This is a genomic window from Paraburkholderia sp. GAS206C (genome assembly GCF_050435645.1).
Lineage (GTDB): Bacteria > Pseudomonadota > Gammaproteobacteria > Burkholderiales > Burkholderiaceae > Paraburkholderia > Paraburkholderia phenazinium_B.
This window is the reverse complement of the sequence record NZ_JBNDKR010000007.1, coordinates 63,399-79,384: the sequence shown is the minus strand read 5'-3', so window position 1 is coordinate 79,384 and position 15,986 is coordinate 63,399. Positions and strand designations below refer to the sequence as shown.

The 15,986-nt window shown below is 55.7% G+C and carries 14 protein-coding genes; 10 read left to right on the top strand and 4 right to left on the bottom strand.

Annotation, left to right across the window (positions count from 1 at the left end; all coding sequences use genetic code 11):
* The first annotated feature begins 43 nt into the window (after positions 1-43).
* The 7 genes from P3T20_RS20050 to P3T20_RS20020 all read left to right on the top strand — a co-directional run bounded on the left by P3T20_RS20050 (position 44) and on the right by P3T20_RS20020 (position 8,144).
* Positions 44-595, top strand: coding sequence for a hypothetical protein (locus P3T20_RS20050; RefSeq protein ID WP_429287651.1), 552 nt, complete (start codon positions 44-46; stop codon positions 593-595).
* A 741-nt stretch (positions 596-1,336) separates the two neighbouring features.
* Positions 1,337-2,458, top strand: a complete 1,122-nt coding sequence (locus P3T20_RS20045) for a hypothetical protein (protein WP_429287650.1) — start codon at positions 1,337-1,339, stop codon at positions 2,456-2,458.
* Positions 2,459-3,392: 934 nt separating this feature from the next.
* On the top strand, positions 3,393-3,851 hold the full coding sequence (locus P3T20_RS20040; protein WP_429287649.1) for a hypothetical protein: 459 nt from the start codon (positions 3,393-3,395) through the stop codon (positions 3,849-3,851).
* Position 3,852: 1 nt separating this feature from the next.
* Positions 3,853-4,452 carry a papain-like cysteine protease family protein gene (locus P3T20_RS20035; protein ID WP_429287648.1) on the top strand — a complete coding sequence of 200 codons (600 nt, stop codon included), beginning with the start codon at positions 3,853-3,855 and terminating at the stop codon, positions 4,450-4,452.
* Positions 4,453-4,570: 118 nt separating this feature from the next.
* Complete coding sequence (locus P3T20_RS20030) at positions 4,571-5,050, top strand: hypothetical protein (protein ID WP_429287647.1); 480 nt, start codon at positions 4,571-4,573, stop codon at positions 5,048-5,050.
* Between the two features lie 299 nt (positions 5,051-5,349).
* A complete protein-coding gene (locus P3T20_RS20025; RefSeq protein ID WP_429287646.1) occupies positions 5,350-6,960 on the top strand; it encodes a hypothetical protein in 1,611 nt (536 codons plus the stop codon).
* A 65-nt stretch (positions 6,961-7,025) separates the two neighbouring features.
* Entirely contained in the window at positions 7,026-8,144 is a 1,119-nt protein-coding gene (locus tag P3T20_RS20020) for a hypothetical protein (protein WP_429287645.1), read from the top strand.
* A gap of 282 nt (positions 8,145-8,426) precedes the next feature.
* Here the strand turns inward: P3T20_RS20020 and P3T20_RS20015 are convergent, their stop codons facing one another.
* Positions 8,427-9,233, bottom strand: coding sequence for an endonuclease NucS domain-containing protein (locus P3T20_RS20015; protein ID WP_429287644.1), 807 nt, complete (start codon positions 9,231-9,233; stop codon positions 8,427-8,429).
* Positions 9,234-9,500: 267 nt separating this feature from the next.
* On the opposite strand from P3T20_RS20015, the gene P3T20_RS20010 reads away from it, so the two are divergent.
* The 3 genes from P3T20_RS20010 (at position 9,501) to P3T20_RS20000 (ending at position 12,297) form a co-directional block, all read left to right on the top strand.
* The gene (locus P3T20_RS20010) at positions 9,501-9,710 is read left to right on the top strand and encodes a hypothetical protein (protein WP_429287643.1); all 210 of its coding nucleotides are present in this window, start codon (positions 9,501-9,503) and stop codon (positions 9,708-9,710) included.
* Positions 9,707-11,035, top strand: coding sequence for a PD-(D/E)XK nuclease family protein (locus P3T20_RS20005; RefSeq protein WP_429287642.1), 1,329 nt, complete (start codon positions 9,707-9,709; stop codon positions 11,033-11,035). Before P3T20_RS20010 ends, P3T20_RS20005 begins: the two co-directional genes overlap by 4 nt.
* 239 nt (positions 11,036-11,274) lie before the next feature.
* The gene (locus P3T20_RS20000) at positions 11,275-12,297 is read left to right on the top strand and encodes a hypothetical protein (protein WP_429287641.1); all 1,023 of its coding nucleotides are present in this window, start codon (positions 11,275-11,277) and stop codon (positions 12,295-12,297) included.
* A gap of 161 nt (positions 12,298-12,458) precedes the next feature.
* On the opposite strand, the gene P3T20_RS19995 is transcribed toward P3T20_RS20000, so the two are convergent.
* The 3 genes from P3T20_RS19995 to P3T20_RS19985 all read right to left on the bottom strand — a co-directional run bounded on the left by P3T20_RS19995 (position 12,459) and on the right by P3T20_RS19985 (position 15,956).
* Positions 12,459-13,817, bottom strand: coding sequence for a hypothetical protein (locus tag P3T20_RS19995; RefSeq protein WP_429287640.1), 1,359 nt, complete (start codon positions 13,815-13,817; stop codon positions 12,459-12,461).
* A 64-nt stretch (positions 13,818-13,881) separates the two neighbouring features.
* Positions 13,882-14,406 (bottom strand): hypothetical protein, encoded by a 525-nt coding sequence (locus P3T20_RS19990; RefSeq protein ID WP_429287639.1) that lies wholly within the window; start codon positions 14,404-14,406, stop codon positions 13,882-13,884.
* A gap of 254 nt (positions 14,407-14,660) precedes the next feature.
* The gene (locus P3T20_RS19985; RefSeq protein ID WP_429287638.1) at positions 14,661-15,956 is read right to left on the bottom strand and encodes a toxin-antitoxin system YwqK family antitoxin; all 1,296 of its coding nucleotides are present in this window, start codon (positions 15,954-15,956) and stop codon (positions 14,661-14,663) included.
* Positions 15,957-15,986 lie beyond the last annotated feature (30 nt).

Genomic DNA, 15,986 nt, shown 5'->3' with positions numbered 1-15,986 from the left:
GGCGCGTAGCCGCATCGCTATTGCTCACGACCAGGAGGCGGTGGTGAGCGAACTGGCCGCGATCAACGCACAGGGGTGTCTGGTGCATTGCGCATCGTTGCGGTTGCGTCGCGGGGAACTCGATTCCCGGCTTGAATTTCTTGATACCGAGACGGATGAAGCGAAACGCCAGGAAGCCGGTGAAGATCGACAGGTCGAGCTTACTGAGCGTGCAATAGCCGTGCGTGACGCCTTGCGGGAAGATCCCGTCACTGCGCAGTTGACGGACTGGCTACGATTGAGCGAACAGACAATCAAAGGAACGGCGGGCCTGTGCCGGCTGCTGTGGTTCGAGCAGCGTTCCCTTTCGAGTGCTCCTGAGGCACGGCGCGGCACGGTGTCGGGCACCCCCAGGAACGACCAAGGCACGATCCATCGGATGCTTGCCGAAGCATCTGTCACCGAGTTCGACAGTCGCCTGGAACGGCTTGATCAGGCTGTTAAGGTTAATCAGGTCAAGCTGACAGTAAATGACACTCAGGCCTACTTTTGGTGCGGGCGTGGCCAGGCCGCCGAGTTGAGGAGAGCCTACGTTGAGCGGCAGACCTCCGAATGAAGGCGTCTTCTGGTGACGCGGCACCTGGCTCAAGTCACCGGACACGTTTCCTTGGAGCAGTGTCCCGTGTCTACCAATCGCTCCAACTATGCCGGATGCGTTCTCGACCGAGATAGCGTCAGGTACACGATCGTTGTCCTGTTCCCTGAGTGAGTGATGATCAACGTGGGCGCCATGCCCATACCTCTTCCGCAGTATTCTGGACATTCGCGGACGTCCCTCCTCCCGCGACATGGCGTCTTCTCGTGACAATCTGTTGGTGTCGATGGCCGCCTATATCAAAGTTATTCGCGGCTCACTGCATCGCTGGGATGAACAACGCATTTTTCAGTGCGTGCGTATGTATGTATATGAGAGAAGTTCTCGAAATATAAAGCTTCCTCGAGTAACTCAGATGAATTATCGTGAGTCTCTTTCCGTTGCATGCAGCCAGACTATTGCTTCCTATGGAATAGGAATAGGAGTAGGAATAGGATATAGGATATAGGATAGTCATATTTATTATGAAAGATAAATGACTAGTAATTGTGAAAACATGTCTGGAAGTGACCATAGCATAGTTTAAAAATGTCTGGACTCGCAACTATTTTTGCGCGTTGAATTCAAGCGAACTTCGATAAATAATAGCCTCTACCTGACCAATAGCTGGGCAGTTAATCTGCCAGACGGATAGAGCGAAAACTGAGAGAGCGACCGTCAACCACCTTTGCGGTCAGTGCAAGGGACTATCTTTATACGACAATGAATGACTTCGACGAAAGTGCTGAGGAATGGGAGTTCTTCGTTAACCTTGATCAACGCGTAAATTCTAGAAAAACTAATGTTGCCGGAAGTATCGTAACCGATGCCAATCATGCCTCGTTTGTTTACAGACACCTCCACGAGATTGAAAGATTCGTCGAGGCGATCCAAAAGACGTGGGCAGCGGGATTTGTTAAGGAAATTACCCGTTATGCTCGCCATATTAAGGTTCGAAAGCTGCGGCTAGGTCACGAATATTATCGATCTTTGAATAACTGGATTAGGCAATACCGTGACATACATCGCTATTCTGCTCGAGCGGAAGTTTTTTACGATGTATGCAAGGAGCTCGGTCTAATGGGCCAAGCGCCTTTTCGATTTGGAAAGCCGGATGATATCGCGGGTGCGGATGGCGTGCAGCACATGGACAAGTTCAACACGTTGATTGATCGCATCAGGGAGCGCTGTCAGTCCCGGGAGTTCAAGGAAAGCGGACGTTTGAGGCGCAAGCGCGCCGAGAGGAACGGCCGAAATGTTCTGGCTATGGAAAAGGCAATGTTCTCCGAAACAGGAAAGTCTCGCTGGCTGCTGCTGTCATTGACGCTGCGCTATAAGCCAGAAGTCTGCGGTTCGATCAAGATCAAAGACGTTCAGCGTCACCGCGATCGCTTCTTTGGGGCGCGGCGATACAACGCGCTTATATCGGGCATCAAGAACTATGTCTGGAAAATCGAACAGGGTGAGGACACAGGACTGCATCTGCACGTAATCCTGTTCTATTCCGGAGACCACAGTCATGACCAGTTCATCGCTAGGCAGATTTGCGAGTATTGGGACAAGGAGGTTACCCAAGGAAGAGGCGCCGCCTGGAGTAGTAACGAAGCCTGGCTCAAGAGGCGATACCAGACATATGGTCACGGAGTCGGCGTGGGGCAGATCAACTGGAACGACGCGGAGAAGCGAAGGGCGTTACGTAAGAATCTGCTGTACCTCGCCAAGGCTGGGCAGTACCTGATGATCAGGGGCGCCGAACGAGTCCGCACCTTCGATATGGGACACTTGCCTACAAAGGTGAAGTCAGGACGTCCTCGTGGGGATGCTGGACCGGGCAAGCCTGCTTGATAACCGGCGGGGTGCTGACGTAATTCGATTCGATGGTGGATTTCGCTACCAAAGCCGAGGCCGGGGGCGTGCACGAAGCTCAAGGTATCCTCTGCGTCTTTCTCTATCCGGCTAGGGGCGTCACGATTGCGCGTACGGATGCAATCACGGACGGGTTTGATCGACGCTGGCAGGGCATTACGCTGGCCAGGGTTTGGTGTTCGACACTGACGAAGGGACTGACTCGGGTATAGGGCTACTGCAATCCGTGTCATTGTTGTGGCATCAACGAGCAGCAGAGTCCATATCGGGGCATGCAAAGCGTGAGTCAAACTCTGTGCGGTATCGCACATACCGCCGCAAAGCTTCCTTGCATGGACCGAGTATCCGAATATTCTCAAGCAGTGCAAACCAGTGGGTGAAGTGAGCGCGCTTCTAGATCGCCGGACAATAATTCAACGGAGGGCACGCCATGTTGATGAGGGTGGCAATCTTTGCGTCCACAATGGCGTTCTCGGGATGTGCGGGGGTTAGCGTGACACCGCTGCTGCCAAACGGTATGGTCGATACGTCCCAGAAGGATGGCTTTCGATATTACCTCCCCAAGCCATACCTCCTGGTTATAGAACTGCCGCAAACACCAACAAACTCTAGTGATTCGTCGCAACCTCAAACGCCCCCTGCGGCAGCGAACGTAGCGCCAGGCGCTGGGGCTCCAGCACCAAACGCAAACAACAACAATCCACCGGTTATTGCTGCACCTGCACCTGCACCTGCACCTGCACCTGCACCTGCACCTGCACCAAATCATCGTGTAGCGCACGCTCCTTCTGCCAATCACGTAGCGGGCGCAGCGGCACCCGCATCGGACGCAACGAACAAAGCGAACGCACCCGCCTCGGCGAGCGAAACCAGTGCTGTCGTAACCGGCGACACCTCATTTTTCGCAGGCAATATGAACTACGTTGCTAAACTCATTTATCTGCCCGACCGTACCCAACCGATGGCGGTAAACGTTCATAGCGGATTGATAGGGACATCGAGTATCCAGCTTGATCTGCAGAACGGGTGGATGCTCACGAGCGTCAACGGCAGCTCTGATAATAAGGTTGCAGAGACGCTGACTGCCGTGGGAACCATCATCGCGGCATTGAAGGGAACGGGCAGCTCTTCTGGAGGTGGCGGCGGTGGTGGTGGCGGCTCAAACAAAACCGGCGGTGTCCCCATTCCTGGAAATATCCTGCTTCCCGGCCTCTACGCCTTTGACTATGACAAAAAGACAGGAGAGCTTGCTGGGTTTTGTGCCGCACAAACGTTTGGGCCGCGACCACCCGTTGGGCACCCTTATGGAAGCGTCCCTTTGTGCAACGCAAATGGGCAGGTTGCAGAACCGACGAACGGAGGAGCCCACTGAGATGACCATTTATTCAGAGCAGGGGCAGCTCATTCCAGATTCCGCCCTCTATCCCAACGTTTCTCCAATGGATCCCGACGAAACTGGTGCGCCCCAGAATATTCCGACCGCACGTTTCGCTTCGCAATGGTATTCAACGACGGCGCACTATGCCGATTTGTGCTGGGCTTGTTGTGCGCAAATGGTACAACAGATCCTGACAGGATCTCCTCAGTCTCTCGACACAATCGTGCAAGAGGTCATCGGCGACCAGTGCACCAATGCATTCGCGTGTGACGAAGCGTGGGATCCAGGTAATGCATACAGCAGATTGAACATCAATTTTGCTCCATCGCCCGGTGATCCGACAGTCTCAGCTGGACCGCTTGATATTACGTACGTGGTCAACCTGCTAACGGGTCGGAATGGACCGCTTCAATATCGGATCGCTTGGGGAGCACAGGCTCACACCGCATTGATCGTCGGATATTACGAAGACAACAAGGACGTATACATAATGGATCCCATCTATGGTGAAGGTCCGATTGATTTTGATCTAATTGCTGGCGGGTATTGGAATTCTGGGAGATGGACATCGTCGTGGTACGGATTCAGGGTTTAGCAACATGGCAAATTCTTATCTTCTCCAGAGCGAGCACGCACTATACCTTTCGAGTCAATTGGGAAGATGGTTGCGCCGACATCCCCGCTACCAACCTAGACGAGACCCGGTCCATCGTTTGGGCGAAACCTACAGCGTTTGGACCCTGACGCTTGCCGACGATTTCGATAAAGCAGAGTCTCTTGATGCTGCCGGTGTGCTTCCGAGAGCGTTCAAACGGTCTAATATCCTCCACCACCAGATCTATCGCGGACGCCAGCCGGCCTACTATGCTGTGTCGAAGTACCGGGAGGAGGAATCAGAGGTCGCTCCAGAAATCGGTGGCCTGCTTGAATCTCACCTAACGGGTGCAATACACAAAGCTGCGCTCTGGCTAGACCGTAAGCTGGACGATATGGAAAATCCGTTTGACGCCAAGCTACTACATATACCAGAGCGCCACATTGTCGCGATATGGCTCAATCGCAAGAGCGGGAATTCTGAAGAACATCGCTTTCTAGTTGCGAGCGCACCCGATGCCTCTTTGACCAAGCGTCGTGTTTTACTCGGGGAAATGGATTTCACAAGACTCCTACGATTGCTAGAGTTGCCAAATTAAGGTTCCTGTGGATTTCATAGGCTGCGTTGAGGGTTGCCACAATTGCTCCGCGACGATAAAAGCTACAGGCACTTCCGGACGGCTGAGCATCAGAGCATGCCGGACATTGCCAGCGCGGCAACGTCTGTGTGAAAGCGTTGCTCAGGGTTTACGATAGCGGGCACGTGGTCTCGTTCCTGTCTAGGCTGTGCTGATCCGACCCGTTGCAGGCGCACGTTGGCGCAACCACGTGGCCTATCGAGCACGCAAGTCGGCACAACGGGCACCAATCTAGGCAACGGTGATGAAGCGGAGGCTAAATGGCGAATTCCCATCCAAGGCCACGCAGGCCTGCCTGGTGGAAGATCCTTCTGACCGGGGTCTTTTGGTGCGCAGTCATGGTGATTGGTTCGCGATACTGGCGAGCCGCGCTAATGGAGTCGATGCATGGCCCCTGTGTAGCCAACCCGAAGCAGATCTGCTTCTACTCGTCCTGGTACGGACTCGCACATCCACTCAACGGCGATGGAGCTGTCGGGCCGGACGTGAGCTGGCAACTCGCTGCACTAGCTGTCATGCTCACTTTTCTTGCTTTCAGCCTGCATATTGTCCGAGCCCAATTCGAGGAAGCGAGAGCTGAGACTCAGCGCGCGGGGGCGGTCGAGCAGGACGACTTGGAGGAAGACGCTATTTATGACCACGACCGGCGCACGTGGAGAGATCGAGCGCGAAACTGGTTCTGGTTATTTGTTGGCTGGTTCCTGCCAGCGGGCGTCCTTTTTGGGGCGATGATCCAGCACGGATATAAGGACGCCGCGGCCTTTTCGATCGCCCTTGCGGCAATCTACGTCGCGGCCGAGCACTATTCCTCGCTTGAACGGCAGCGACAACTCGTGAACGAACAGGAGCGAGCACTTCGAAGGATCAAACGGGGGACGGGCGCGAACCTCGATGCGCAGCAGCGTGCGTCGCGTCGCCTTCGACGAGTAGCGGCAGTTCAACGAGGCCGACTGGCAAAGTTGAATAAGGCCCTGGCTGAAAAAGTTGGCGGCATCGAGAACGCGCTCGGTACGCAATATGGCACGCAAAAAATCTATGAGGCGTATGCCCGCAAGCCTCCTATCGGGCCAGAGCAACCGGCCGCTGGCGGGGCCCCGGAAAATCGCGATATCCACGCGGTATACAGATTTTTCACTATCGATTCCGAATGGTGGACTGCTCGAAGTTGGGACGCCTACCGGGACCTCACGCAGGGCACCTTGCATGATGCTCTCGTGAAGGGGGAGCGCCGAAACGTGCTGATTGTCGCATCGCTCAAGTGGCCGTCGCAGACAGCCTTCGACGACCAGACACGGGGCCGCCAATTCGGCCAGCTGCTCGGACTTATGTGGCACTGGACGGTTCTCTGGTACGTCCAACAGAAGCTTCAGGCTGCCAATACTAAAGATCTCGTCAATTACAGCATCCGGGTCGCGCGCACGCAGCAATGGCTTCACGTGGTGGGCAACAGTGTCTATCAGATACTCGGCGCACAGGCGGAGCACCTCAGGGTTCGCAACCTGACGTTCGACCTCAAGGATTCCGGAGCGGCACTTGCAGAATGGGCGCGCAAGGACATCAAGGACGTCGCGATGAGAGGCCCCACAGCAAAAGAATATATCTGTGCCCGCTTGCTTGAGGCCGATAAAACGCTAACTGTCGACGGAAACCGGCAGGTTGATGGCCCGACGACGACAGGGTTGCTCGACAGCCTTGGCATTGAACAATGGCTGGATACAACACCACCACCAGGCGTTGATGAAACGCGCGCCCGCCAGCGCTGCAGCTTGCTTCTTCGCCACTTCCTCGCGATCGCATCCACTGGTCACGCGCCCTCGAGTGATGGGAACTATGCCGGAACGATCAATTCCCTTGCGAAAGAGGTCGAATGATGTTGGATCAACCGTCAAGGTCAGTGGCGATAATGCTCGATGACCTTGCACTACTGGAACGGGTCGTGAGCAAAGTGACCATAAGTGGGCTCCCCGCCACCAAATCGCCGCGACGGGACGCTATTTCCATTGCCGTGCGGAAAGCGTTAGAAGAGTCGCCGCTGGATGCGCAAGCGGATGGATCGCGATCAAGAGCGATCGCTGATCGGCTGTTGCGGTTTACCGAGGTGCTGGTCGAGGCGGGTTCGGCGGAGGCTTTCCTTAGTACGAACGAGAGGTTGATGGAAGGCTTCGGCAAGGAAGTGCGCAAGGACGATAGAGATCGCCTGTTCGTGGAACTGCTGACCGCGACCTGGTTGGGTCTCTATTTTCTCGGAATTCCTGTGGCTGACTTGTGGGATCGCGTGCGGCGGTGGGAAGAGGAAGACGGGGGCGGCTTGCCCAACGGAATATGCGTCGCAAAGGCCATCGGCGACATCGTTCGCGAATCTCGCAAGGCGCAACAGGACGGACTCGCTACCGCGTGTGCGGATGGACAGCAGTTGCATGTGCACTCGTTCCTGCCGATGTTGATGTTCCCAGATTTGATCGAGACAGGGGTGGTCCACAAGGATCATGCGACACGAAGTTCGCTGCTTAAGCAGGAGGTCCATGCACTGGGTCGACATTACGAGTTCCTTCAGCTCCACCTATACGTGCAGGCGGGCTACCCGATGCTGTATTCAGTCCCGCTCACTCTGTTCAGAAGTGGGATCGATCATTACGGCACCGACCTCGAGAGCCGGAAGAGCCGATGGGACACAATGTGGACACATCTCAGAAAATCGGTTTTCCCCAATGGGGATGCCCGTCACTTTATAGAGCGGAAGCAACGTGTTGTGCTCGCCGAACCTTCGATGCCTCCGGCGTGTTTTCTGAACCACGATAGCGGCATGCTCACATTCGAAGGCATGGACGCCATGGACGGAGCGCGCGACATTCCCCTGCCCGCCGGTTACATGCGCTCTGCTCGGCTTGGACTATACCGCGAACGGCTGATCAAATTTGAAACTGAGGCGCCGTTGCTGAACCTCCTCTCGTACGACAACGGGGAGGACGCCTTCGAAATGCTTTACAACCCCGACGGGTCGGAGAGGAACCCGAGCGTCTCGACTCTTCCGTCCGTTCCACGAATTGCCGACTGACTGTATGTATTCGGACGAGCGTATGGCCAAGGGTTTCATCGGAATACCGGACACGCACCCGAGCCGGCGGTTGCCTTTCGATCAGCAGGACTAGACGGGTCTCGACGACGGTTATGTGATCGAAGGAGCGCGCAAGCAATCGCCAGCACGTGCACGGATTCTGGCTTACGTGTACACGCGACCCGGACCCGATGGGGGAAGCCGAGGCCACTGGCGTCGCGCAATCGGTCGAGAAAGGAGTGTAACGGCGCGAAGTACCGTGCGCAGGTCATGGCGTGGCAGTCAGGTGTGGAGCGAGACCGGTTTGAGCGTCACGGCCAGCTGGTACTCCATCAACCGGACGTTCGGCGTCTGGGTGGTGGCGTATTTGAGCTTTTTGGAAATTTCCGAGGCGACGATCACGCCGTAGACGGGCTTGCCTTGGGCGAGGTGTTCTTGCACCCAGCCCATGTACCGCAGAATCTGACCCAGTGCCGCGTCTGGGCCACGACCGAGTTTCAGTTCAAGCACGTAGAAATCACCATTGGGCGCTACCGCCAGAATGTCGATTGGTCCGACGTCGTCTGTTTGGTATTCCACGCCGTCGCGTCCCTCCGACGTGTAGAGCTTTAACGGCGCATTTTGCCCGGGCATCGTGGGTAGGTTCTTCGCCAGGTAATCCCGAAGATGCGCTTCGAGAGCGAACGCCCCGTAGGCGTCGTCAGCAAGTTCCACGATGTCGGTGCCTACGTCTATACCGTAGTCGCCCGCTTGCGATTGCTGCACAGACAGGGTACCGTCGCTGGCCCGAACGATTTCCCACATCCCATGCTTGTCCGATTCGTACCAGACCACCTTGCCTCGGCCGGTGTTGTACAAGAAATCGGTTTCACCGACGCTCAGCCTCGGCTCCTTGTTGTCGTGGTAGTGGATGCGTGAGGCATGGTTGACCGAGCAACTGATCAACTGGCACGTGATCGTGGCCGGATTAAGATCAGGGTATTGCGCCCACAGATGTTGCTTGATGGCCGCGTAGGTGCATTCACCGCCAAGATGTTGAACTGCGTCTTTCAGAAGTTCCCAGATGGGTGGTCGGATCGCCGTGCTCAAAGCGTGCTCTCCTCTTGTCGTTCTCGGAAACAGGACGTTGCGAACAGCGCCCTTGGCTAACTGACTTGGTATCACATCTCGGGCACCGTCACCTGTCGCGGATGCGTCATGCCTATCTGATGAGCGCCATATAGCTTCGTTGTAGCTGTTGACTTATTTCCCCGCGTAAGGGTACTACGGCCGTCGTCAGTGTCTGCCCTTATTTTTTCACTCTGCACTATTCAGAAGCATCGTTCCCTTTCCGATATCCCGTGATGAGCGTTCGAAGTGGACGAATGCGAGGTGCATGAATCTAAAGGCTACCTCAATGTGGAATTTGAGCTGGACAAAGAAATGGAAAATCGAATGCGAGTGATGATCACCGGTACCGGTGGAAAGCAGCATGCTCCTTTGCGATTCCGCGCAATCGGCGCGTGTAGCCTTCGAATTGTCATCGGCCCTTTCGATATCGACACGGCAACTTCAAAGACACGATGACACCACAAGACCTCTACACTTTCCTGTCGGACGCGCGCCTTCTGGATCTGGTCGAACGGGTAAAGATATCCGACGACTTTCTCGATGTTGTGTCGCTATCGGAGACGCAGCACTCGGATATGCTCGCCTGGTGCCTCCATCCCAACGAGGGCCACGGTCAGGGAGACGCTGTTGTGAAGGACTTTCTGATTGCGACTTACAACGCGGGGGCGCCAACCAACAAATTCTCAAACAAGACGTTCTTCGAAAGATGGACGCCGGGTCGGATCCGGACGTCAAGCTTCGGCTCCGCATTCATTGCGCGGGAGTTTAGCCTGAGCACCGGAGAAATCAGCAAGCGGCGCAGACTGGACCTGTTTTTGATTGATCCAAGCAATCGCATTGTTGTGACTATCGAAAACAAAGCGGGGGCCTCTCTAACCGAGGAGCAGTTGAGCGGCTACTACGACCGCGTAAGCGATCAGATTGGTCGCCGACCGGTGTTCAGAGACTACGATTTCGCATACGTGGTTGTAGATCGTGATCTGGAAGAATACGCCGAAGAGGATTTGAAAGCGCTCGGAAACAAGTGGGCTCTTCTGGACTATAGCTGGCTCGAGGCTTCCGCAAATCGCGCCCGTCGCCACATGGAGCGCAATAACGAGGCTGCTCAACTGCTGATGGCGTATTGTCAAAAGCAAACCGGGTGGCAAAGCCCAAACGAGAAGCAGGTGTCTGAGTTATCGGCGGAACTGGCATCGCAGCATGAGGCCGTCGTGGAAACAATCCGGGAGCTCAGAAAGGTTGAGCCGACTGAATGGACTCCCACCAGCTTCAGTGGTGAGCGCGGAGAGCTTCTGCTGTTCATACAGCAAAACCGGCAATTGTGCGATCACCTGGTTCAGGCCCGTGGAATTGGGTCGGTCCTGGTTGGCCTGCGAAAGACATTGCCCGCTCTTTCGCACGACGAGATTGAACACGGACGCACGTGGCTTCGGTTCGCGACCGATGCCATGCAATCCCTCATGCGAACTGCGGATGGGTATTGGCCAATTTTTGTCAATATCTTCCGTGAAACGAAAAGCGACGACGAAAACTCCCGGTTCACTGTAAGGCTCATTTGGGTAGCTGAGAGTTTTAAAGAAGACGGCTGTGATTTGGAAGCGCTGCGGCAACACGTGGCGCAGAGTTTTCCGAAGTTGACCAAGTTTGGACAGAGCGCGGTGAGACGAGTGGTCGTCGACAGCAAGCTAGGTTCCGCAGCTGCTGTGAAGAAAGCCACAGAGCTCGCTATCGAAATCGAATCATTGATCAGATCGGCGCGTAATAGCGGAATTCTCCACTGACTGACGTCTCGTGAATTAGTATTCAATATCGCGCAGCGCCTAAGGTAAAGCGAGCCCCCATCTTGTGCGATGTTTCGCTCCTACCTCTATGCCGGTACCGGCTGCTCACCCTGCGCCACCTCAAGATGACGATGCGAGAAGCACGAGTCGCCCTGTCTTCGTCGAACGCTCATGATTTGAGACGTGCGGCGCGTGGCCGCAGTTCGTAATATAAATCCGCCATCCCGACATCGTGTGAAATGAGTGACAAACCCAAAGGTATCGACTGGACCATCGAGAGGATCCGCCTCCTCTCCGACGTAGAGCTGAAATCGCTTCGCGAAAATGCTATCAAGCGCGGAAACATGGAGATTGTGAGGCGTTGTGATCAGGTCGAAGCCGAACGTAAGTCAGCCCGCGCGCGCACGCGCAAGACCAACCGTATTGTCGCGGCCGGCGCTGGACTGCCGCGGAGCTTCTCGATCCCCGAGAATGCGATTGACGCAGTAACCGGGATTATTCTGACCCTTCCCCACGCGTTGAGTGTACCTAATGGAGTCACCCGGCTTGCCCTTCAGCAGAGCCCAACGAAAACGCTCAGCGAGCTGTGGCGGCAGTTCGTGATTTGCGGGTTCTCGAGTCAGGAAAATAGCGAGGAGGGTGGCGCGCTCAGCAGCTTTGTTGCTGCAAATGGCCCGCTTCTCGATCTCGCTCAAGTATGCGCCAACCGATGCGACAGTGCTTGGGTGACACGCGAAGTTCGGACTCACTTGAGCAGGCAGTTACGTAATAAGGTCGGCCTTGTGCTGGGCGCATATCCGCACTTCGTGGAGGCTGGCGCGCCAGGCGATCTGCTCGCTGACCTGTGTCGGCGGGCCGGTGCATTGAAAGTGTTCTGTGACCTCGCGCGTGGCGACATTGATGACCACGATGTCGCCATGTCTGCCACGTTTAGTCAATCGCTCGATCATTCCGCGTTTCCGTACATCGGCAACAAGCAGATACGAAATATTCTTGTGAACTCCGGGCTAGCCCACAACGTGGTGCCCTTGGATTCACGGTGGCAGAATTTCTTCGGCAATATTATGGTGACGAACTCCGCCACGTTTCAGAATACTGAGCGCTACCTTGCGGTAGAGAATGTACTTCGGTCGGCACTCGTTCGCGTTCATACGGAGCGGTCAGATATCGAAAATCTCGCAGTGCTCGACGCGGTAGTGTTTTCGTATATGTCGAAGAAGGGGATCGGGCCGGGCGGGTGGCTGGGACTCGGGCCCATCTGACTCTAGGATGCTCATCGATTAGGGAGTCTGCCGTCGTGAGGCCGTTTGCAAACCTAACGTGCCGTAAGGGCGCAAGCTGATCAGGTGACGGTGATTCACCCACGTTCGTTAGCCTGAGCCGTTATGGCGGGCAGCTTGCCACACGTCGCTACAAACCTGAATCAGGTTCGAGAGTCCCTCATGGCCGCTATGCCTGATGTCGTCCATTGTACGGTGTGCAACACATTCCACCGGGCAGTCACTTCGATGCGACGCTTCTCGCTAGCGAGAGTATTCAGGTAGGTGTCGAGTTCGCCACGATTTTTCGGCGTAGGTGGTGCGACACCCAGAACCACCATCCCTCTGTTGCCAGCGTCGCGGAAATTCATTCCCTTAAGCTCGCGAGCAAGATCTTGAGCATTGCTATCATCGTCAGAGCGCATTTCAAGTGCATCGATAGTCGCAGCCAGCGCTGCCGTCAGGCGAGCCTCGGCCGAATAGTCGAGTGCGCCCCTGTTTGCCACCTCGTTCGAGCCCAAGCTCGCGACGATTATGGTATCAGTGGCGACCATCGCACGCAGACTCGTTGGAGGGTGTGTGCCGTCTCGGATGTGTTGCACAACATCAAACTGCTCGGCACCTAGGGAAAGATACGCAATTTGAGTCGCGGCGGTCAGTGCAAAACTTACTCTAGCAATATCTTCCTGAATCCAGTCGAGGACCTGCCAGGCAATGCGCTCGCGATCGGGACCATCCGGTGCGTGTAAAGCCAAAAACGCGTTCTTGGCCCAGTGCCATCCTTGCACGTCGGCGTCCAGTTCTCTCGCTTGGTTTTGTGGGCTATTGCTGCAGGATCCTACACTATCCACCGACATCAACGGTTCACCATCGGCGGTTTCGGCCCCGTCATCCGGGGGCTCTCCAACCGCCGCGCGCGTTAGATGGCCCTGTGCGAGGTGCCCGAACTCATGCCCGAGAATGTAGTTGAGCGCGGTTCGGTCGATGAGGTGCTTCAATGCGTTGCGGGACTCATTCGAGTGGTCCCGGAACCGGCCGAGAAACGTACTTGTGAAGGTAATTGGTGGCATGCCATCCCGCGACATTGGACCAAACATCGTGTTCACGAAATACTCGGCAAGCTTACTGACTTTGTCGATGAGAGCGGTACTTACGACAACCGCGTCAAAGTCGCCGCAACTGAGCGCCCAAGCACCGGGATTGCTTTTTACCGATAATGCGCAAACAAGTTCCTTGGTCTCGCGTGGCTTCGTGTACCTGCTATCTGCGCGGGCTGTCATCGTTCGGATAAACTCGTACTCCTGACTGTAGCGCAAACGCTCCGGCTTGCATTGCTGGGTTCCTACCGGAACAAAGACCTGTCCCGTGATGATGCGTTTCTCTGGGGGAGAAAGGCGCGCGAGCCGATCCACCACTTGCACCAGTTTCTCGAACTGATTGATGGCCGCGCTTTCCAGCGGAATCGCATCACGAATCTTCAATGCGCGTCTGGCGCGCTTTCTGTCGAAAGTAGCAGTGGACATTTATTGCCTTGCAAGAGGTGCCCAGTTTGTGGCGAGGCTGCGGCCGAGCGTAGCCCCTCGTCACTCAGCGCAGCATAAAGATCCACGGAGGATTTGTCACGCCGGCTATCATCAGGTAAGCATGACCGTGGCGATTCCGGCAAACCTCGCTTCGGTTCTCTATTTGCAGATTCGCATGATTGCGACGATCGCAAAAATGGGTGGGCACGATCTGAGAAGCGACAAGGCCCGTACCTTGGTGCTTGCCTGTCTTGCGGGCGATGCGACCATGGAGATTCTCCGGGATGTGGGGGTTCAGGTCGGTAAGAAGGCTGCGCAGATCGCCATCAACAAAATCAGTGGCGCCGTGATTCTGAAGATCAACTAGGCTGTCGGCTTTCGGCTTGTCGCTAAGGCCGACACTACCGGCGTCATTAACCTGACCAAGATGGTTCCATTTCTTGGTGGAGTGATCGGTGGGGCGTTTGGCGCGACTGTCACCAATATAATTGGAAACACAGCTCGCGACATCTTTACCACTGGCAAGATCGTTATCGAGGTCGAACTGGCGTGAAGTGCGTGGCTTGCGGCTCCGACCCTCTTCGAACAAGGCATCGAGACAGATGTCCTGACAGCCGTCTTATGCCGTGCGGATGCATCTGGCCATCAACCGGTAGACCACGCTTTCGTCGATGGCGGATATGCGTTTGGCATTGGTCGTCGTAAAAAAGCCGACCTATAAGGTCGGCTAAAGATTCTGGCGATTTCGAGGGCCGTGCCAGAATCAGAGAGAATCGCGTTATCTCTTCCAGTACGAACGATGTGCGCGGCAAGCGGCGACGGACCAGTATAGCTTGCTCCGGTCTATCCCGGCTTTTTCCCCTCGCGACACCAATCCTGCCATTCCCCAAGTTGATCGTCCGAGACGGACTCGCTCAGGCCCATCTTTTCACGCTCATTCTGATACGCGATGGTCCAACTTCTCACGCAGGCGTCAGTTACTGTGCTGGTCTGGCTACTCATCGCGGGAAGGGGGGCGGGACGCGCAGAGGGCGGCTGATTGTCACTCGCTTGCGTGGCAGGCGTCTTTCCCTGCTTGCACCATTGTCGCCAGTCAGCGGTCTGGTCATTCGAGATCAGGATGTTTAGCCCTTGTGCCATGCGTTCCTGTTGATAGGTGGAAATCCAGTTTTTTACGCAGTCGTCAACTGCGGGGTTCGCGGCGGAGCGGGTTTCGAGGGTACTCGCTCCGGCCGTGTCCGGGGGAAGATGAGCGACGCAGGCGTCAATACTGGATTGGGGGATCGGCTCCTTCAGCGGCTGGCCGGAACCCTGGTCTATTTCCGTTTCGACGTTATCAATGAGCTTGCTGTTCTCGTCCCACGTTACCGGCACACTGGGCGTCTGCGTGTCGATGCACCGCTTGACTTTGCCGGTATCCGGATAGAACCAGTAAGCTTCGCCGGTCTGCTTGCCGTGACTGTATTCGGCGTAGCTGGTGAGCGTGCCGTCCGGAGAATAGCCGAGCATCTTTCCATCAATCTGCCCCTGATCGTCGTCGCTGAATGTGCGGACAGTCTTGCCTGTGTCAGCGTCAAAATCCTCATCGGATATCAGGACACCCTCCCTGTACTTCGCACGGGTGACAAGCGCGCCGTTTGATACGCTGAAGATTTTCAACTCTCCGTCGATTTTCCCGTCCGAAACAGTGGCGGTGGCGGCAGGTTTCCCACTACCGTTACTGGAGTAGATCGTCACGTCGCCATCAAGCTCGCCGCCCTTGAACGCGAGGTCGAAATATTTCACGCCGGTGTCAGCCTTGCTGCACGCGGCAGCGCCGTCGCGATACCCGTCTTTGACGCCGATGTCACATACGGTCGAGAACCAGTTCGCTGCGGTGTAGTACGTCAGTCCGTTGCGGTCAGCGGCAGTCTTGAGAATCGTGTCAAGCGCTGGCGCACCAGCGAAGACCTGCCGGGACGGCACGTTTGTGACCTTTCCCGAGAACGGCGTATTGCTTCCCTGTTCATAAATCTTGCCGCCAGAAACCGTCATGTTCTGGTAGTCGAGGAGCTTGCTGCTGCACGCCGCAAGTCCGAATGTCATAAAGCTGGCAATGCCTGCCAGCAGAAGTCTATGCCTGAAGGTTTTCATGTTCATGTTGAGTGAAGGTGGAGCGTGATGGCCGCC

Bases quoted from the DNA above. Each gene is read 5' to 3' on its own strand.
- P3T20_RS19985 (WP_429287638.1), bottom strand. From the start codon at position 15,956: ATGAACATGAAAACCTTCAGGCATAGACTTCTGCTGGCAGGCATTGCC.
- P3T20_RS20025 (WP_429287646.1), top strand. From the start codon at position 5,350: ATGGCGAATTCCCATCCAAGGCCACGCAGGCCTGCCTGGTGGAAGATC.
- P3T20_RS20000 (WP_429287641.1), top strand. From the start codon at position 11,275: ATGAGTGACAAACCCAAAGGTATCGACTGGACCATCGAGAGGATCCGC.
- P3T20_RS20005 (WP_429287642.1), top strand. From the start codon at position 9,707: ATGACACCACAAGACCTCTACACTTTCCTGTCGGACGCGCGCCTTCTG.
- P3T20_RS20040 (WP_429287649.1), top strand. From the start codon at position 3,393: ATGAACTACGTTGCTAAACTCATTTATCTGCCCGACCGTACCCAACCG.
- P3T20_RS20045 (WP_429287650.1), top strand. From the start codon at position 1,337: ATGAATGACTTCGACGAAAGTGCTGAGGAATGGGAGTTCTTCGTTAAC.
- P3T20_RS20035 (WP_429287648.1), top strand. From the start codon at position 3,853: ATGACCATTTATTCAGAGCAGGGGCAGCTCATTCCAGATTCCGCCCTC.
- P3T20_RS19995 (WP_429287640.1), bottom strand. From the start codon at position 13,817: ATGTCCACTGCTACTTTCGACAGAAAGCGCGCCAGACGCGCATTGAAG.